The following is a 17,728-nucleotide window of genomic DNA, read 5'->3' as shown; positions in this document are numbered from 1 at the left end:
AAAAAAACTGTATCATTATTAATACCTTGATTTGTAAATGGCCAAACCCTCCTATTTTAGTTTTTTATTCCTCTTTAAAAATGAAAAAACATATACTAAGTATTGGTGCAATTTTATCCGTTTTTACTTTGAAGGCTCAAAATAAACCATTAACCGAGCAAGACTATGCAAGGGCAGAACAATTTTTAAGCTACAATATCGAGCCCTTGGTAGACGGCATTGCTACACGCCCAAACTGGCTAACGGGAGAGCAGTTGATTTATTTGGCCGCAACCAAAAATGGCCATGAATTTTTGTTGCTCAATCCTGCCAAGAAAACCAAAGTACCTGCTTTTGATCATCAGAAATTGGCAGAAGCCTTGAGCAAAGCCACCGGCAAAGCTTATCAGGCCTATCAACTTCCTTTTCAAACCATTGCGCTATCAAGCGATCAGAAGAGCTTCCAATTTTTTGCCGATGAAAAATCGTGGACTTATGATATGGGCAAAAATGAGCTAAGTGGAGGCCGGGCAGGTGCCGCGGCAAGGCCATTTGGGGCCGAAAGGGCAGGAGGTGCTCCCAGCTCAATATCGCCTGATGGCAAAAAAGCGGTATTTATTAAAGACTGGAACTTATGGGTAAGGGACGTGGTTTCCAAAAAAGAAACCCAACTTACTTTTGACGGTGTAAAAGACTATGGCTATGCCACAGATAACGCCGGCTGGAAATCCAGTGATAGGCCAATTGTACGCTGGTCGCCAGATTCAAAAAAACTGGCCACTTTCCAGCAAGACCAACGCCATTTAAAAGACATGTATTTGGTGACCACCAATGTGGGCTCGCCAACGTTAAAAGCTTGGAAATATCCCTTGCCCGGGGATAAGGAAATCGCGAAGTTGCGCAGGGTAGTGATTGACGTAGAAAACCCAAAAATCATCAGCTTGCAAATGCCCTTGGACGAGCACAGAAGCTCATTAAGCGATGACATTGTTGATGGCGGGCAACTGGCAGATATTGATTGGAACGCAGATGGCAGCGAGTTTGCCTTTTTATCGACCTCCCGTGACCACAAAATCTCTAAACTGCAAATTGCCAATGCAAGTACAGGCGCTGTTAGAGAAGTGTTTACCGAAACAGTTAAAACACAGTTTGAATCAGGAGTAAACGCCATTAATTGGCGCTACTTGCCTAAAACCAATGAAATTTTATGGTATTCGGAACGTGATAACTGGGGCCATTTATATTTGTATGATGCCAAAACCGGGAAGCTGAAAAACCAAATTACCAAGGGTAACTGGTTGGTGGGCAAGGTTTTGCGTGTAGATGAAACAACTAGAACCCTATGGTTTACAGGTCATGGTCGTGAAAAAGGGAATCCGTACTTTGCCTACTTGTACCGTGTGGGTTTTGATGGTAAGGGCTTCACCCTGTTAACCCCAGATTTGGGTAATCACCAAGTGTCGTTTTCGCCAGCACACAATTATATCGTTGACACTTATTCGCAACCTAATGTGCCTGCAATAAGCGTATTGAGAGACTCCAAAGGGAAACAAATTGAGGAGTTGGGCAGAACCGATATTTCAAGATTGTTGGCCAAAGGCTGGAAAGCCCCTGATGTGGTCCAATTGTTAGCTGCCGACAACCAGACCGATATTTATGGGCTAGTATTTACGCCAACCAAAATGGAAGCAGGAAAGAAATATCCTGTGGTTGATTATATTTATCCGGGGCCGCAGGGCGGAAGTGTAGGCAGTTGGTCTTTTTCCGCTTCGAGATCTGATCACCAGGCATTGGCTGAACTGGGCTTTATCGTGGTAGTGATTGAGGGAACCAGCAATCCATATCGTTCAAAAAGCTATCATGACATGGCCTATGGTAATATGGGCGAAAATACTTTGCCCGACCAAATCACAGCGATTAAGCAATTGGCGCAAAAATATCCGATCGATTTAGATAAAGTTGGTATTTGGGGGCACTCTGGAGGTGGGTTTGCTACTGCTGCAGCCATGTTCCGCTATCCTGATTTTTTCAAGGTAGGAGTATCCCAGGCGGGCAATCACGAAAATAGAAACTACGAGGACGATTGGGGTGAGCGGTACAACGGTTTGTTGGCAAATTCAAACTATGAGGCACAAGCTAACCAAAACCACGCCAAAAACCTAAAAGGAAAATTGATGTTGGCGCACGGCATGATGGATAATAACGTGCCGCCTTACAACACTTATTTGGTGGTTGATGCGTTAAATAAGGCCAATAAAGATTATGACTTGGTATTGTTTCCGCATAGTGCACACGGTTTTGGTGCTAACAATCCTTACATGATGCGTCGTCGTTGGGATTATTTTGTTAAAAACTTGCTTGGTGTAGATCCGCCTAAGGAATATAGTTTAAGGGGAACCAATCAATTGCAGAGGTAGTAGTTACGATCGTCATTTCGATGCGTGCAACGAGGAGAAATCTGGCAAGTTGTATAGGCTTCTTGCTAGATTTTAAGGCGTAGCTGCTTCGTGGTCTTAACCCAAGTTCGATTAATAAACATGCTACGGCTAGCCTTTAAAAGCTGATGCTGAACCCGAATGGGTTGTAAGACTTACGGAGTTTCTAAAACTTCATAAGTCTGTAAAAGAAGCCGAAACTAGGTGTTGGGCCTCTCTTTTTCCTGTCTTTCCCTAACATGGTCGGCTAGTTGGTAGCCTTTTTTTTCGTCCTTAGCCTCTTTAGGTTTTTTGTTGTCAATCACTAATAAAACAACCAGGGAGATAATGGGGATGAGAAAAGATATGAAGAACCAAAACCAAAAACTTTTGCCAATACTGTGCGCATATACCCCGGCCACAATTTGTGGAATCAAGAGAAAACATAAAAGCAGGATCTCTGGCATGGCAAGGGATTTGATCAGTAAAGATAACTACATTATAGAAAAGGGTTGCTAGGGATTTTGATGATTTGATAGCCCGCAAGCCTTAGATCTTTAAGCGTGCGTTCATCGGGCGTTGTTTTGAAAACCAAAGCACATAATACTTGAGCGGGAATAATGCCCAATTTAGATAGCAAATCTCTCATTTGTTTTTTGAAGCAGATGGACAAGAATTTAAGATTTCTTTTATTAGCCATGCTTTCATTGGCACCCTCAAAGTAAAAATTTGGATTTAGTTTTTTGAACGCAACCATAGGTAAATTTAAACCGGCGGCAAATTTCTCTAGTTCCCTTTCAGACAGCTTGTACACAAAATTACCTACAGGCTCATAAGAAAAGCGATTTTTCCACAGCCTTCTACTTAAGCTGTCGCTAAAAGCGCCTACGATATTAACCAAACCTAATAAAAAAGGCATTTTAAGCACAGGGTCCTGCGGTTCCATTAAGATAAAGCCTTTTTTGACTACTCGGGCCATTTCGTATAAAGCAGCGTAGGGCCTGGGGAAATGATGGTAAGATTCCTTGCATAAAATGTAATCGAAGGCATTTTCCGGGTAGCTCAAAGCCTCCGCATTTTGAACGCAAAAATCTTCAATGATTTGATGTTTTTGTGCAATACCCAGAAATTCGGTATCAAGATCACTGGCAATAGCCCTATTTCCAGAATTAAGGATATACTGGGCATCGAAACCGTAAGCATCACCGAGGGTAAGCCAAGTATGGTTTTTGTTGATAAGCAATGGATTTAAGCTTCGGAAGAAAATTTGTTGCAACCATTTGCCAATGGTAAGCCGTTTGGTGTCCAAATGGCCTTTTAGGTAGGCAGATTTTAGCTCCTCTGTAGGAAATTTCTGATGGTACCATTGACTGTGCTTTTCGTAACTATCTAAATTGAACATGGGCTTTTTTTGATATTTACGGCCCAAAAGCCAAAGATGTTGGGCCAAAAAAAATAAAAAAAATCTTCCCAACGTTTAGTTGCTAGGTTGCGTATTAGTTAGTAGGAATTGATGTATAAATACGGATTTACATATTTGAATGAGCGATTTGGATAAGGAGATAGCAGCATTAGTTAAAACTTGTGTTGAAGGGCATCGCTTGTCGCAGGAACGCTTGTACAAAATGTTTTATGCAGAAATGTGGCGTACCTGTATCCGGTATGTAAAAACTGATGATTTAGCCAGGGAGGCTTTGAACACCGCTTTTTTGAAAGTATTTCAGCACATGTCAACGTACGATGTTAAAAAAGGTTCTTTAAATGCCTGGATGGCAACGATCATGATTAGAACCTGCATCGACCTGAGCAGAAAAGAGTGCAGGTTTGAAACAACTACCTGGCAAGGGGAACTGCCCGCTGAAGATGCATTTGTAGCGCCTGAAATTTTGGATAAACTATACGCCCAAGACCTGATTAAATTGATTAGACTGCTGCCCCATGCAACTCAAATGGTTTTTAACCTTTCCGTAATTGACGGTTACTCACATAAGGAAATTGCCGAAAGATTGGAAATAGGAGAGGCTACTTCCAGATGGCATCTTTCGGAAGGGAAAAAGCAGCTTAGAGCACTGCTACTAAAGCATACCAAGAGCAAAACAATTCATACTGAAAACAAAACAGAAAAAAAATGAAAAAATCAGTATGGTATCCTAAATTTTGGCAAAAGAAAATGGCCGAGCTTCCGGTAAATGAAGACCTGGATGCGGCATGGCAACAAATGAATAGTTTGTTAAACCAGCATTTTGAAATCGCTAACCCCAAGAAACCACCTTTTCCAAAGCGCACTTTGTTGCATCATTTTATTCCAATCATTAAACTGATGATACCAGTGGTGCTGGTTATAGGAGCGGCCTATTTTACTTTTTATCAGAAAACTGAACTCAGGGATGGGGAAAAAGTGGTTAAGCAGAAACCGTTAAAAAGCCCACAAGTAATACAGCTTCCCAAAGATTTGATTTTGGTGGATAGCCCTGGTATGGAAGTTGCCGCAGGTATAACAGCAAGAAAAAACACTTGGGGGCAAGAAACAGCTCAGCCAAATAACTCAGTTGGATCATACCCAACGGCAAAAATTGAAGTGCCAAACCAAACTACCTCAAGCACAAACACAGGCGCTACACTTCCGTTAAAAAGTAATGGGTCACCAAGCCTAACCGAATTTAAGGTTTATGCCATATCTCCCCTCATTTCGCCTGTTAATTTAGGAAATACAATTGGCCAACCAGCACTCACTGAAATTGGACTTCGCTTGAAGTTCAACCATGTTTGGCTTGCTCAAAATAATCAAGATCCTTCGGTAAAATTAACCACTACCCGATCTAAACGTGAACAAAGGCGTATGCGAAAAGCTTTCGTTAAAGATTCAAGGGAAAAAGCAAAAGAAGTACGGTTGCTACAAAGGGCAAACCTTAAACCCACCGCCACAAAGGCCCCAAAAAATCTCCAAAAAGAGATCATAAGTCCAAAATTAAGCTTTGAACTTCAAGGCGGACTGATGTTTAGCCAACAAAATATTTCACCATATTTAGGATTGCAAAGCCAATGGGCATTAACCAATAGGTTGTTGTTGGGGGCCGGCTTGAGGTTAAATCAAATGAAGTTCGAAGGCGAATATTTCCACCAAGGTTATAATACTGTTACTGCCGGAAGCCCTTTTCAAATTGTTGATACCAGAAAACTGACCAACATGGTTTTGCCGTTAAATATGAGCTATAGGATTAATAAATGGATAAGTTTAAAAGCAGAGGCAAATTTGGCATTTGCTATTGCAAAAAGCGGCGGAAGCAAGGTTGGATATGTGGCAAGTTATTTGGACACGATTTTTCACACCAAGCCCATTGAAAAAGCCCTTTCAGAAAGCAGTATCAATAAAATGAATTTCAATATTGGCGGCGGGCTCCGTATTCAGTTCAAGCAATTTAATATCGATGCCATGTATTTTTACCAGCCTAGCCCCTATCGGGTAAGCAGCAACTTGGGCAGTTACCGCCGTCGTTATACAACCTTTAATGTAGGCGTAGGCTATCAGTTTTAGTTACTTTTCCTTGATGGCCGCCACCATTTTCTGGGTAATCATTTCGGTGTTTTTGTTGCCAAACGAATTGCGGATATAATTCATTACATCAGCAATTTCATCGTCTGCAAAGCCAGATGGCGGCATGGCGCTGTTATAAGTTACACCATTTACCACTACTTTACCAGTCATGCCAAATTTAATGGAATGAATAGATTTTTCGGGATATTTCAGCAAGAAATCTGATTTGGCCAAAGGAGGGAAAGTGCCTTTTACCCCTTGCCCATTAGCCAAGTGGCAGGTTACGCAGCTTTCCATATAAAGCTCCTTGCCCCGTTCAATACTTTGGTTCAAATCGTCTTTAATGTTCAGCGAAAAGACGGCGGCGTAGGCTAAGCCACAGCCGATAAGGGTCAGTACTTTCATGTTTAAGCTTTTGGACTTATCTTAACAATTGAGCCAGTATTTTCTACCACCACGTAAATGTTGCCATCAGGCCCTTGTTTCACATCTCTCACCCTGCCTATCTTGTCAAAAATGATCTCTTTTTTAATCACTTTGCTGCCTTTAATGGTTAAGTGCTCCAAGTTCATGAACTTTAGGGATCCTACCAGCAAATCGCCATTCCATGCTTTAAATTTGGGGCTATTGATAAAAGTCATTCCACAGGGCGCAATAGAAGGTTTCCAGTAAATTACGGGCTGTTCCATACCTGGAGCCTCTGTTTTGTCAGAAATGATGGAATTATCATAATCAATACCGTAGGTGATTAGTGGCCAGCCGTAGTTTTTGCCTTTCTCTACAATGTTCAGCTCATCACCTCCCTGGGGGCCATGTTCATGCGCCCAAATAGTGCCAGTAGTTGGGTGTATTACCAACCCTTGCGGATTTCTGTGCCCGTAGCTCCAAATTTCTGGCAAGGCATCTTTGGTTTTTACAAAAGGATTGTCATTGGGAATTTTTCCGTCTTCGTGCAGGCGCACCATTTTTCCTTGTGCTTTACCTAGGTTTTGGGAGTTTTCTTTTTGCCCACGCTCGCCCAACGAAAGGAAAACATACCCTTTATTGTCAAATAAGATTTTGCCCCCAAAGTGTACACCACCTCTTACATTTGGGCTGGCTTTGTACAAATGCTCAATATTGGTGAGTTGGTGGCCATCCAATTTTGCACGCATCAATGCCGTGTTAGCGCCATTATCGTCCCCAGCTTCTCCTTCTTTTTTTGGTGAAGCGTAGCTGATGTAAATCCATCCGTTTTCTTTGTAATTAGGATGAAGCACAACATCTAACAGACCGCCCTGGCCACGGTAATAAACCTTAGGGATCCCTGTAATTTCCTGAGGGTCAAGAGAGCCCCCTTTCACTATTCTCAATTTTCCGGCCCTTTCGGTAACCAAAACCCGGCCATCAGGCAAAAACGCCATGGCCCAGGGCATGCTCAGCCCCGTTACAACAGTTTCCGATTTCAGGTCCTTCTCGCTTAGGGCAGTATCATTGGGGTTAATGTTGCAGTGGCTCATTAACAGTCCTGCTGCCAATATCGCCACCGGCAAAAGGAAAAATTTAAAAGATTTTTTGATCATCAAATATGAAAACTTCATAAGGGCATTTTTTCCTAAAGATATTAAAATAGAATTTACTTTTAAGGATGTAAAAGGAGCTTATACAAAATAACTCGTTTTTAAACCAAAGGGCTGGCCTAAGTTAAGCCAACCCCTTCGGTTATTGTCCGCGTTTGCGTTCGTTGTCCTTGTTCGAGGTCTGGTCTGATCGTTGGCCACCGGCATTGGTAATGCCAATTTTCTTTTTATCCAGTTTTACATCGTAATTTGCCCTATCGGCAATGGTACTGCCATGAGCACGGCCATTATTTTTTGGAAGATTGCTATTTTTCATGATCTCTAAGTTTTAAGGGTTTAAAAACTTTGGTTAAAGAAATAACCTGCAACCAGGTGCTTTGGTTTTCAAAAAAAGAAAAAGCCCATCCTTTTAGCAAAAGAATGGGCTTTTGATTTATATAGAAATCGCTAGGCGATTAGAATTTTATTCCTAAACCTACTTGGAAACCTTGGTTTTTAAACTCAGGCGTAGTCGTAGAGCCGTTTTCGTTGTTTTTTTGGAAATCCAAGCTGTAACGGCCGTAAATGCCCACCTTGTTGCTCAAATCAAACCTTGCACCAATTACACCGCCCAATAAGCTCTTTTTAAAACGGTCAGATTCGTCCTCTACAATTTGTTGCTCGGCAGAACTAAAGCCGTTTTCAAACTTGTTGTTGGTTGAAAGCAGGAACGATACCTGTGGACCCGCCACCACGTTAAAGCCCTCGGCCAGTTTAATGCTCGCCAAAATTGGCACATCAATAAAGTGGGTAGTTTGAGTGAATTTACCCAAGCCAGATTCTAATTTATAACCTTTGGTTGAGTACAATAGCTCTGGCGTAAAGGCCAAGTTTTCCAATAATTTGATGTCTAAGGTTGCCCCTACATGGTAGCCTACTAAATAATCAGTTTTAAAATCGTTGTTGCCATCATCTTTTATAATGTTTGAAAAACTGGCACCACCTTTAATACCAAACCGAATAAAACTATCTGTTGACTGAGCGTTTGCAGTAAGGCCAGTAACAAACAGGCCAAGTACCAGGATAACTATCTTTTTCATTTCTTTTAATTTTAGTTCAATTCACGAAAGAGCTCTCTTGCCTTTCGCAAAACGGTATCAAATAAATGTGCCAAAAGCACCACGGGCTTAATGTGCGGGCAAGTTTTTTTCTTTAAAAAAGCGATTTAAACCACAGATTTTTAAACGTTTAAAAATTTTTAAACGTTTGCTGCGGTCGCGCTTAAGGCAAAGCAAAGGTGTATCAAATTTAATACAATGGCCATGCCGATAAGCTAACAGGGTGTATTTTTTACACCTCTCCGTAAAAATGTAGGGCAATTTATTGGCAACAAGAAATTGTTTCCGCATCTTTAAAGGATTTTCCGCAAGAAACTGCATTTGCGGAACCCAACAACCAAAATTTTAACACAAAAAATGAACAAAAAACTTATTTATGCGCTCGGTGTAGTCTCCTTACTCTCCATAGGGCAGGCCGGCGCACAACAACCGTCTTACCTGGAATTGCTTAAACAACAGCCGCATTGGGTTGACTCGGTATTTAATAAATTGAGCACAAAACAAAAAATTGCGCAATTATTCTTTGTGCGGGCGCATACCAATCTGAGTCAAGCCTATCAGGATTCTGTGGGGAAAGTAATCAAGAGAGAAAAGTTGGGAGGCGTAGTGTTTTTTCAAGGTGGCCCCGTACGGCAGGCGGTTTTAACCAATAAATATCAAGCTAAAGCCAAAGTGCCCTTGCTTATCGCTTCTGATGGCGAGTGGGGGTTGGGTATGCGCTTGGACAGCACCATTTCCTATCCTTACCAAATGGCTTTAGGCGCCGTACAAAATAAGGAGCTTATTTACAAAATGGGCTTAGAGGTTGCCAAGGATTTTAAGCGTATTGGCATGCACATGAATTTGGCGCCAGATGTAGATGTGAACAATAACCCTCGAAATCCGGTGATCAACTTCCGCTCATTTGGGGAAAATAAATATAACGTAGCCGAAAAAAGTGCAGCTTATTTAAAGGGAATGCAAGAAGGTGGTTTATTGGTAAGCATCAAGCACTTTCCGGGCCACGGCGATACTGATGTAGATTCGCACTATGATTTGCCCCAGCTTAAATTTAGCAAAACACGCCTTGATTCGTTGGAGCTTTACCCGTTTAAAGAGCTCATTAAGCAAGGTACCGCAGGTGTAATGATTGCCCACATGAACATCCCTTCTTTGGATCCCACCCCTAACATGCCTTCTACCCTGTCGCAGCCCATTGTTACCGGACTGCTGAAAAATGAGCTGGGCTTTAAAGGATTGATCATTTCCGATGCCATGGACATGAAAGGCGTAACCAAGTTCTACAAAGACGGCGAAGCCGAAGTAATGGGACTAATTGCCGGAAACGATATCCTGGAGTTGGCGCATAATACCAAACAAGCCGTAAAAAAAGTAAAGCAGGCCATTAAAGATGAGCGTATCACCATGGAACGCATTGATGAGAGCGTCAAAAAAGTGCTGACCGCAAAATATTGGGCAGGCTTGACCTCCAAACCTCATATCGACGAAAACAATATTCCCGCAGACGTTAATCGCCCAGAAAGCATAGCCCTGGTACAACAATTAGCCGACGCCAGTATTACCCTTTTGAAAAGCCGCGAAGGATTGGCCAGTTTAACCCCTAACAAAAGAACCGTAATTGTAAATGTGGGAACTCCGCAAGCTACCCTGTTCCAAACCGAAATGACAAGCGTTTATAAAAACGCAATTGCTTTTAATGTAGATAAAAACGCCAACGCCGCGGCCATTGCCAATATCTTGAAACAAATCAAAGACGACGACCAGATTGTATTGGCTATTGTAGACACCAGAACACGCCCGGGAAATAACATCCCATTAAACAAAGAGGTAAAGGACTTAATTACTTCCCTGTCTGCTAGAAATGCGATGGTGGCCTTTTTTGCCAACCCTTACAACCTGGCCAATTTGCCAGGAATTGAAATGGCCAGGTCCATTGTGGTAGCCTACCAAAAAGAAGACTTTATGCAAAAGGCCGCAGCCGCAGTGTTCAATAAAAAATTAATGCCAACCGGCAAATTACCCGTAACGGTTAATGCCATGTTTAAATACGGCGACGGTTTGTAGCACTTGCCGTTAAATGGAAAGCGTCCAGTGCATAACTGGGCGCTTTTTTTGTGGAAGCGCAGTGTCCCAGCTACGATGATCGGCAGTCCCGCTTTCACTTCAAGTCCGCACACACCGCCAATTGGCGGGTGTTTACGGGCTTTCCGTTCAATCGGGGCTATTTTACTAAATTTGCTGCAATAAAAGGTAGCTGTCGGTTTCCATCCTTTGGCAAACATCAGAGATAGGCCAAAGTTTCCCCGATGTCACCACCTTCGGGGCTGCTGGCCGTGTGACTTGGCTGTTATAATTGTTCCACCCCTTTGGGGTTATAACCCAAATCCGAAGGACTGACATTATTTTTCAAAAAAAAAATCCCGCTCATAAGGAACGGGATTAAAATTTTATTTCGTTGTAGCTGGATTAACCGCTTTGTAGGTCCAGTTTTTCAGGAAATCCATAATCAGTTTTACACTGTGTCCCTTTCCTTCTTCCAGGTAAGCCGAATTTTGGATATGGATAACCTCGCCATTGCCATCCAGGATCAGAAATACCGGAAAGCCAAAACGCCCGGGGTTTTTTAGCTTTTTCAGCACCGCATCATTTTTATTTTCGGGGCTGTAATTAACTTTTACCGTTTCAAAATTGGTGTTCAGGTAATGTTTAAGCTCGGGCGTTTCCTCTACAAGGTTATGGAAACGAATGCACCAAACGCACCAATTTCCGCCAACCTGTACAAAAACGTGTTTGTCTTCTTTTTTGGCTTTGGCTACCGCAGCATTGATATCGGCTTGTGCATTTGCGGCAGGATTATAAATTTTAGCACCTTCCGTAGCCGATTGCCCAAAACTAGAAAATCCTAAGCCCAAGGCTAGCCAAAAAAATAACAGTTTTTTCATTTTGTAAATAATTAGACAGTTGATAATGATGCAAATATAGATCAATTAAGATCGACTACTGTTTTTGTATAGTAAATTTTTTCTAAAGCTATTTCCGTATTTTTATACCATCAATGGTTCCCTTTCTAAACATCCATACCCACCAGGCAAAACAACAAGATGGAGTTGTTGCCGTTCAAAGCCTTTCCTTAACCGAGGGTACGTTTTTGGCCATGCCCAAAACCAAGCCAATTTCCATAGGGATACACCCTTGGTATGCTCATTTGGAAAACCTTCCCACAAACATGAAATATTTGAACGTACTAGCCAGGCAAGCTAATGTAAAACTGATTGGCGAATGTGGTTTGGACAGGCTAAGAGGCGAAGAGATGACTAAGCAGATGGAAATATTAGCGGCGCAAGTTTTTTTGGCCCAGCAGTTGAAAAAGCCGGTAATTTTACATTGCGTAAAAGCATTTGATGAGCTTATTGCCCTAAAAAAGCAATTGAAACCCACAGTGCCAATGATTATTCATGGCTTCAGCAAAAAGCATGAAATGGCGCAACAACTGATGGCACAAGGTTTTTATTTGTCCTTTGGAGCAGCCGTTTTAAAATCCGACGAAATCGCGAGCGTGCTAAAGGAAATCGATCAGCCCTTCTTCCTAGAAACAGATGATTCGAATGCCGACATCGTTGAGATTTACGCCCGAGTAGCAGAAATAAAGAAAATATCCGTTGATGAATTGAAAGATGTTATTTTTGCAAATTGGAAAAAACTAGGGTTGTTGTAAACAGTTTTGGGTTGTCCGTTACGAGTTATAAGTTTACGGGCGCTTATCCCATAACCTGTAACTCCCAACCCATAACATTAAAAAATTTTACTTAGTAAATGTCTGATTTAGCTTGGTTATCACGTTCGGCCTTATTGGTAGGCAATGAAGGAATAGCGTTGTTGCAGCAAAAGCACGTTTTGGTAATAGGATTAGGGGGTGTGGGTTCTTTCGCGGCAGAGTTTATTTGCCGCAGCGGGGTAGGTGAAATGACCATTGTGGATGGCGACGTGGTTGATCCCAGCAATAGGAACAGGCAATTGCCAGCATTGGCCACCAATCACGGCGTAGGCAAAGCTCAAATTATGAAAGAACGTTTGCTGGCCATCAATCCTGAATTGAAACTGCATGTGGTAGAAGATTTTTTAACCCCGCAAAAATGTAGGGAAATTTTAGCCACAAAATTCGATTATGTGATGGATTGCATTGATAGCATTACGCCCAAGGTTACTTTGTTATCCACTGCTTTGCAATTTAACTTGCCTATTGTAAGCTCAATGGGTGCCGGAGGAAAGTTGGATCCTACCAAGCTTCGTGTAACCTACCTAACCGATACCTATCAATGTGTTTTTGCGCAGTATGTACGCAAGCGATTGAAAAAATTGGGTAATGCAAGCACCATAAAGGCCGTTTTTTCTATCGAGGAAGTGATGAAGGAATCGCTCATCATGACCGATGGTTCAAACTTTAAACGATCTGCTTATGGCACGATCTCTTATTTGCCAGCGGCTTTTGGAGGCGTTTGCGCTTCGGTAGTAATCAGGGATTTGTTAGGCTATAAAGTGGATATTGAAAAGCGCCCGGAACGGATCAGCAAAAAATCAATTGCCAAAAGCAAGAAGGCGGCTCAGAAGAAATCCTAATCCGCTTTGCGTTAAATAACTTTTATATCTGATGCTGCTCATTTTTCCATCAAGCTGCTTGCAGTAACTTGGTTGCATGCAAAATCAGATGATCAGAGTTACAAAGGAATTTACTTTTGATATGGCACATGCCCTTTTCAATTACGATGGCCCTTGCAAAAATATTCATGGGCATACCTATCGTTTACAGGTAACCGTATCCGGCTACGCCAACCAAGACCCGCAAAATGCAAAGTGTGGCATGCTTATCGATTTTGGCCAACTTAAAAAGATTGTTGCCGACCATGTGATTGATAAATACGACCATGCATTGGTACTCAACGAAGCAGTTCCCGCTTCGCTGCGTGCAAGCTGTTACGCCATTTCCGAAAAAGTACATTTTGTTTCCTTTCAGCCCACTTGTGAGAACATGCTGATCAGTATCAAATTTACGCTCTTGCCAATTTTAGAAAGCATTGGTTTTACCTTACAAACCGTGCGATTGTGTGAAACGCCAACCTCTTGGGCCGAGTGGCGAAGGGAAGACCAACCGAAGTCTTTTCAATAAAGTAGTATAGAAATAAGCCCACTGTCCAAATTCCCCTCTTTTAGAGGGTGCCCGACGGGCGGGGTGTTTTGTTAATGTGTATTCAACAAAATAAATGTCCGTTTTTTAGTTTATTGAGAATATTGGTAGCTTTAAGTAAACCTACCAATATGAAACCTATCACCATCGATGGCATAGCAATTACACCATGCCCTAAAACAAGCCTTCCTTATAATCCTAAGTTTATAGAACGAGCAAAAGCCTTACGTTATGCCCAAAATTTGCCCGAAGTGCTCTTTTGGATGCAGGTCACAAATGGACGTTTTCACCAGCTAGATTTTGATCGACAGCGCATTATAGGAAATTACATTGTAGATTTTTATATCAAACAATTGGGTTTGGTGATAGCAATTGATGGTGCCAGTCATGATTTTGATGGGGATTATGATGAACGCAGAGAGAAATATTTAATCTCTTTAGGTTTAAAAGTTTATCGAATAACAGTTGTAGATGTGCTGAAAAATATGGAATTTGTGATGACTGGATTGGAGAATTACATCATCGAAAATTACGGTATAAAATAAATAATAATACACCCCGCCCGTTGAGCACCCCTCTAATAGAGGGGAATTTAGGATTGTGCTATTCTGCCTTTTGTAGAAGAGTTAAAGATCGGGGTATTTAAGGTATATAAATGCAAAAACCACTCAAAATACTTCAGGCATCGGCGGGCTCAGGCAAAACTTTTAGTTTAGCAGCACATTACCTTACCTTGCTTTTTAGTGGCGATAATAAATATCGGGAAATATTAGCGGTAACCTTTACCAACAAAGCCACCGAAGAAATGAAAACCCGTATTTTGGAAGTGCTTAAAGGTTTTGCGGAAGGCAATACTTCCAAAAAAATTGAGGATTACAGAGCCATTGTATTGGCGGCACATCCTGATTTGAATGCGGAAACATTAAAACTAAAGGCAGATAAGGTTTATCGTAGGATTTTACATGATTACAGTCGCTTTGCGGTAAGTACCATTGATGGATTTGTACAAAAAGTAATCCGTGGCTTTGCTTTTGAGTTGGGCCTTAATGCCGATTACACCTTGGAAATGAACTACGACAAGGTGAAGAATGAGCTGGTGGAAAAGCTTGATGAAAGCCTGAACCATAATCAGCAACTGCTTCAATGGATCATTGACCTGGCCCTTGAACGCATTGGCGACAATAAGAGCTGGAATTACAAAGCCGAGCTGATGAACCTCATTAGTGAAGTGTTTAAGGACAGCTACGAAGTTTTTGAAATCGCCATAAATTCCTTGGGTTTAGCTAATTTGGATGAGCTCTTCAAAAAATATATCAGCGTTACCAAAAGCCAAATCCAAAGTTTTCAGGATAGGTTAAAGGAGCTTGGAGCTACTGCTTGGCAGCTCTTGGAAAATCACGGTGTAAGTGCCGACCAGTTAAAGGGAAAATCTCGTAACGGCTTGCTGAAAATTCTCAATATTGCTCGGGGAGATTTTTCCAAGCTCGATGCTGTTTTTAAATTGATAGATACGCCCGACGAATGGTTCCAAAAAGGGGTGGATTTACCACAATTCTATCAGGCGCTAAATGAGCAGATGACCGCTATTAAGGCATACTACGATGCTAATTTGGCGACTTATAGCCTCTCCATCGCTTTTAATAAAAATCTTTATTACCTGCGTTTGATGCAGGAAGTGGCAATGCTGCTTAGCAATTATCGAAACGAGAACGACAACCTCTTAATTAGTGATGCACAGAAGCTGATTACTGGAATTACGGATGACGCAGGCGAAAATCCCTCCTTCATTTGGGAAAAAGTGGGCAGCAAGTATAGGAACTTTTTGTTTGATGAATTTCAAGACACTTCGGTGAACCAATGGAAAAGTTTCAGGTCTATCCTATCAAACGCCATTGCTTCCCCAAGCCAAAAACATATCGATAACCTGATTGTGGGGGACACTAAACAATCCATCTATCGCTGGCGTAATGGCGATTGGAACATCCTCCATCAACAGGTAAAAAACGAAATAGGTGCGGCAAATGTGCTCGACGATCATTTGGAAGAAAACTATCGCAGTACCGAAAATATCATCAGTTTTAACAATTATTTGTATCAAGCGTTGCCATTGGTGGTGCAAAATAAGCTGAACGAAAATGTCACTGAAAAATCAGACGAATTGTTGCAATGGTGGGACGAAAACGGCTACAGCGATATTGTCACTTCGGTATATGCCAAGGCCAAACAAAACCTTTCCCCATTTACCAAAGCTGGAGGAACCATTAAAGTAAAACGCTTTGGGAAGGACGATGTAAGTGAAGAAATAGAAAGATTTTCAGAAACGGTTTATCGCGAGATAGCTTTACAGGACGTGATTGAGGAGATTAAATTTCTTAAAACCGAAAAAGCCTATCAGGAAAAAGACATGGCTATTTTGGTGCGTTCTAATATGGAGGCAATGCTTTGTGTAACCCGCTTAATGGAGCACAATATCCCTGTGTTGTCTGGCGAAGCGTTAATGGTAGCCAACAACAGTGCCGTGCAACTCATCGTGAATACGCTGAAAGTGTTGGTGGGGATAGACTCGCAAACGGCCTTGTATAAGGCCAATTGTATTTCGCTTTATCATCGCTTGCAACAAAAAACAATTGAGCCATCGGCATATTTGGCCTTAACAGGTAAATCGTTAAGCAGCTTGTCTTCATTACTTCCAAAATCGCTTTGCGAAAACTGGCAAAGTTGGATGCAACTGCCTTTGATTGAGCTGGTAGAAAACCTTATCGGAGCTTACGGGCTGCCTAAATTAAAGCAGCATATTCCTTATTTGTTGGCATTTAGAGATTTGGTAGCCAATGCCATGCGTTTGGGCGAGAAAGGCATTGTCAACTTCCTCACTTGGTGGGATGAAGACGGGGTACGACAGTCTCTGCCTTCGCCAGATGAAGCGAATGCGGTACAAATTGTGACCATCCATAAATCCAAAGGATTGGCATTTAGAGCTGTTTTTGTGCCTTTTTGTAATTGGGAGCTTAAAACAAAAGCCAATTCTATTTTTTGGGTCTCGGCCGAAGATACCATTTATAAGGAGTTGGGTGGTATTCCACTGAAATTTGCGGAAGAACTCAGTAACTCAACGGTGGCCAAAGCCTATTATAAAGAGCTGCTGGATAGTAATTTGGATGCCTTAAACATGCTTTACGTAGCCACTACCCGTTCCAAAGATTATCTGTACCTGTCGGTGATGGAGAAAAAGGATGCTTCGAATATCAGTTCCGTAGGCGATGCGTTGGCGCAAGTAGTAGGGCAATTAAGCTCGGTCGACGACGACGGTTTTGACGCCACAAATCGATACGAAATTATAGACCATGTGCTGGAAAAGCCTGAGGTAAACGAAAGCAATGGATTTGAATTGGAGGAATATCCCACCACCAATCGACTGTCGGCTTTGTACGTGCCTTCGCAGGATAAACATTTGCAGCACGTACTCAACATAGAACAATCAGGTCGTTTAGGTTCAATCAAGCACGAAGTATTGGCCAATGCGGCTAACCAAAAAGAAGTACAAAGTTACCTAGATGAGTTATTACTTAGCGGAGTGATTGCAGAACAGGAAGTGGAAACATTGCATGAAGAAGTCATGGAAGTTTTAAATCATCCCGAGTTAAAGGCTATTTTCGATAAATCTACCGAAAGTATCATCGAAAAAAATATTATTGACGCCAACGGTAAGCTACATCGACCAGATCGTATTTTAATTGACGACGAAGGGGTAGCTATTTTAGATTATAAGTTTACTTTGGAGCAAAGCGACCAACATATTGAGCAGATCTTAAACTATAAGGACCTGTTATTGCAAATGGGTTTTCAGAAGGTAAAAACCTACTTGTTTTATGCCGTGACTAAAGAATTGAAAGAAGTATAGATTTTAAGTAATAAGTTGTACGTTGTTTGACGCCTAAAATCGTCACTTGTCAATCTAAAAT

General features: G+C 41.8%; 16 protein-coding genes. 9 read left to right on the top strand and 7 right to left on the bottom strand.

The features are described 5' to 3' along the window. Positions 1-80: 80 nt before the first annotated feature. Positions 81-2,396 carry a S9 family peptidase gene (locus DUT71_RS01340; protein WP_113660725.1) on the top strand — a complete coding sequence of 772 codons (2,316 nt, stop codon included), beginning with the start codon at positions 81-83 and terminating at the stop codon, positions 2,394-2,396. Between the two features lie 218 nt (positions 2,397-2,614). Here the strand turns inward: DUT71_RS01340 and DUT71_RS01335 are convergent, their stop codons facing one another. Both DUT71_RS01335 and DUT71_RS01330 read right to left on the bottom strand, forming a co-directional pair. After that, complete coding sequence (locus DUT71_RS01335; protein WP_113660724.1) at positions 2,615-2,860, bottom strand: hypothetical protein; 246 nt, start codon at positions 2,858-2,860, stop codon at positions 2,615-2,617. A gap of 32 nt (positions 2,861-2,892) precedes the next feature. Beyond that, on the bottom strand, positions 2,893-3,795 hold the full coding sequence (locus tag DUT71_RS01330; protein ID WP_113661074.1) for a class I SAM-dependent methyltransferase: 903 nt from the start codon (positions 3,793-3,795) through the stop codon (positions 2,893-2,895). 139 nt (positions 3,796-3,934) lie between these two features. Between DUT71_RS01330 and DUT71_RS01325 the strand changes: the two genes are divergently transcribed. Together DUT71_RS01325 and DUT71_RS01320 are read left to right on the top strand one after the other, a co-directional pair. Beyond that, a complete protein-coding gene (locus tag DUT71_RS01325) occupies positions 3,935-4,525 on the top strand; it encodes an RNA polymerase sigma factor (protein WP_113660723.1) in 591 nt (196 codons plus the stop codon). Further along, complete coding sequence (locus tag DUT71_RS01320; protein WP_113660722.1) at positions 4,522-5,928, top strand: hypothetical protein; 1,407 nt, start codon at positions 4,522-4,524, stop codon at positions 5,926-5,928. Before DUT71_RS01325 ends, DUT71_RS01320 begins: the two co-directional genes overlap by 4 nt. Here the strand turns inward: DUT71_RS01320 and DUT71_RS01315 are convergent, their stop codons facing one another. From DUT71_RS01315 to DUT71_RS01305, 4 genes are all read right to left on the bottom strand, one after another. Then, the gene (locus DUT71_RS01315; RefSeq protein ID WP_113660721.1) at positions 5,929-6,333 is read right to left on the bottom strand and encodes a c-type cytochrome; all 405 of its coding nucleotides are present in this window, start codon (positions 6,331-6,333) and stop codon (positions 5,929-5,931) included. Positions 6,334-6,335: 2 nt separating this feature from the next. Continuing rightward, positions 6,336-7,508 (bottom strand): PQQ-dependent sugar dehydrogenase, encoded by a 1,173-nt coding sequence (locus tag DUT71_RS01310; RefSeq protein ID WP_113660720.1) that lies wholly within the window; start codon positions 7,506-7,508, stop codon positions 6,336-6,338. Between the two features lie 121 nt (positions 7,509-7,629). Beyond that, a complete protein-coding gene (locus DUT71_RS20315) occupies positions 7,630-7,803 on the bottom strand; it encodes a hypothetical protein (RefSeq protein ID WP_205313810.1) in 174 nt (57 codons plus the stop codon). A gap of 139 nt (positions 7,804-7,942) precedes the next feature. After that, positions 7,943-8,566 carry a porin family protein gene (locus tag DUT71_RS01305; RefSeq protein WP_113660719.1) on the bottom strand — a complete coding sequence of 208 codons (624 nt, stop codon included), beginning with the start codon at positions 8,564-8,566 and terminating at the stop codon, positions 7,943-7,945. 375 nt (positions 8,567-8,941) lie between these two features. Here DUT71_RS01305 and DUT71_RS01295 point away from each other — a divergent pair, with 375 nt between their 5' ends. Next, positions 8,942-10,648, top strand: a complete 1,707-nt coding sequence (locus tag DUT71_RS01295) for a glycoside hydrolase family 3 protein (protein WP_113660717.1) — start codon at positions 8,942-8,944, stop codon at positions 10,646-10,648. A 383-nt stretch (positions 10,649-11,031) separates the two neighbouring features. Here DUT71_RS01295 and DUT71_RS01290 read toward each other — a convergent pair whose 3' ends face one another. Then, the gene (locus DUT71_RS01290; protein WP_113660716.1) at positions 11,032-11,526 is read right to left on the bottom strand and encodes a thioredoxin family protein; all 495 of its coding nucleotides are present in this window, start codon (positions 11,524-11,526) and stop codon (positions 11,032-11,034) included. 113 nt (positions 11,527-11,639) lie between these two features. Between DUT71_RS01290 and DUT71_RS01285 the strand changes: the two genes are divergently transcribed. From DUT71_RS01285 to DUT71_RS01265, 5 genes are all read left to right on the top strand, one after another. Beyond that, complete coding sequence (locus tag DUT71_RS01285) at positions 11,640-12,299, top strand: TatD family hydrolase (RefSeq protein WP_113660715.1); 660 nt, start codon at positions 11,640-11,642, stop codon at positions 12,297-12,299. A 98-nt stretch (positions 12,300-12,397) separates the two neighbouring features. Continuing rightward, entirely contained in the window at positions 12,398-13,201 is an 804-nt protein-coding gene (locus DUT71_RS01280; RefSeq protein WP_113660714.1) for a tRNA threonylcarbamoyladenosine dehydratase, read from the top strand. 88 nt (positions 13,202-13,289) lie between these two features. Continuing rightward, positions 13,290-13,748, top strand: coding sequence for a 6-pyruvoyl trahydropterin synthase family protein (locus DUT71_RS01275; protein ID WP_205313809.1), 459 nt, complete (start codon positions 13,290-13,292; stop codon positions 13,746-13,748). A gap of 149 nt (positions 13,749-13,897) precedes the next feature. Further along, a complete protein-coding gene (locus DUT71_RS01270; RefSeq protein WP_113661073.1) occupies positions 13,898-14,311 on the top strand; it encodes an endonuclease domain-containing protein in 414 nt (137 codons plus the stop codon). Positions 14,312-14,421: 110 nt separating this feature from the next. Next, on the top strand, positions 14,422-17,667 hold the full coding sequence (locus DUT71_RS01265) for a UvrD-helicase domain-containing protein (protein ID WP_113660712.1): 3,246 nt from the start codon (positions 14,422-14,424) through the stop codon (positions 17,665-17,667). The last annotated feature ends 61 nt before the right edge of the window (positions 17,668-17,728 follow it).

This window comes from Pedobacter nanyangensis (assembly GCF_003313505.1).
Classification (GTDB): Bacteria; Bacteroidota; Bacteroidia; order Sphingobacteriales; family Sphingobacteriaceae; genus Pedobacter; species Pedobacter nanyangensis.
This window is presented reverse-complemented; position numbering and strand designations above follow the sequence as displayed.

What these genes read in the sequence shown, in the direction of transcription:
- DUT71_RS01320 (WP_113660722.1), top strand. Translation starts at nt 4,522, where the DNA reads ATGAAAAAATCAGTATGGTATCCTAAATTTTGGCAAAAGAAAATGGCC.
- DUT71_RS01295 (WP_113660717.1), top strand. Translation starts at nt 8,942, where the DNA reads ATGAACAAAAAACTTATTTATGCGCTCGGTGTAGTCTCCTTACTCTCC.
- DUT71_RS01325 (WP_113660723.1), top strand. Translation starts at nt 3,935, where the DNA reads ATGAGCGATTTGGATAAGGAGATAGCAGCATTAGTTAAAACTTGTGTT.
- DUT71_RS01330 (WP_113661074.1), bottom strand. Translation starts at nt 3,795, where the DNA reads ATGTTCAATTTAGATAGTTACGAAAAGCACAGTCAATGGTACCATCAG.
- DUT71_RS01270 (WP_113661073.1), top strand. Translation starts at nt 13,898, where the DNA reads ATGAAACCTATCACCATCGATGGCATAGCAATTACACCATGCCCTAAA.
- DUT71_RS01335 (WP_113660724.1), bottom strand. Translation starts at nt 2,860, where the DNA reads ATGCCAGAGATCCTGCTTTTATGTTTTCTCTTGATTCCACAAATTGTG.
- DUT71_RS01285 (WP_113660715.1), top strand. Translation starts at nt 11,640, where the DNA reads ATGGTTCCCTTTCTAAACATCCATACCCACCAGGCAAAACAACAAGAT.
- DUT71_RS01265 (WP_113660712.1), top strand. Translation starts at nt 14,422, where the DNA reads ATGCAAAAACCACTCAAAATACTTCAGGCATCGGCGGGCTCAGGCAAA.
- DUT71_RS01315 (WP_113660721.1), bottom strand. Translation starts at nt 6,333, where the DNA reads ATGAAAGTACTGACCCTTATCGGCTGTGGCTTAGCCTACGCCGCCGTC.
- DUT71_RS01280 (WP_113660714.1), top strand. Translation starts at nt 12,398, where the DNA reads ATGTCTGATTTAGCTTGGTTATCACGTTCGGCCTTATTGGTAGGCAAT.
- DUT71_RS01275 (WP_205313809.1), top strand. Translation starts at nt 13,290, where the DNA reads ATGATCAGAGTTACAAAGGAATTTACTTTTGATATGGCACATGCCCTT.
- DUT71_RS01310 (WP_113660720.1), bottom strand. Translation starts at nt 7,508, where the DNA reads ATGAAGTTTTCATATTTGATGATCAAAAAATCTTTTAAATTTTTCCTT.
- DUT71_RS01290 (WP_113660716.1), bottom strand. Translation starts at nt 11,526, where the DNA reads ATGAAAAAACTGTTATTTTTTTGGCTAGCCTTGGGCTTAGGATTTTCT.
- DUT71_RS01340 (WP_113660725.1), top strand. Translation starts at nt 81, where the DNA reads ATGAAAAAACATATACTAAGTATTGGTGCAATTTTATCCGTTTTTACT.
- DUT71_RS01305 (WP_113660719.1), bottom strand. Translation starts at nt 8,566, where the DNA reads ATGAAAAAGATAGTTATCCTGGTACTTGGCCTGTTTGTTACTGGCCTT.
- DUT71_RS20315 (WP_205313810.1), bottom strand. Translation starts at nt 7,803, where the DNA reads ATGAAAAATAGCAATCTTCCAAAAAATAATGGCCGTGCTCATGGCAGT.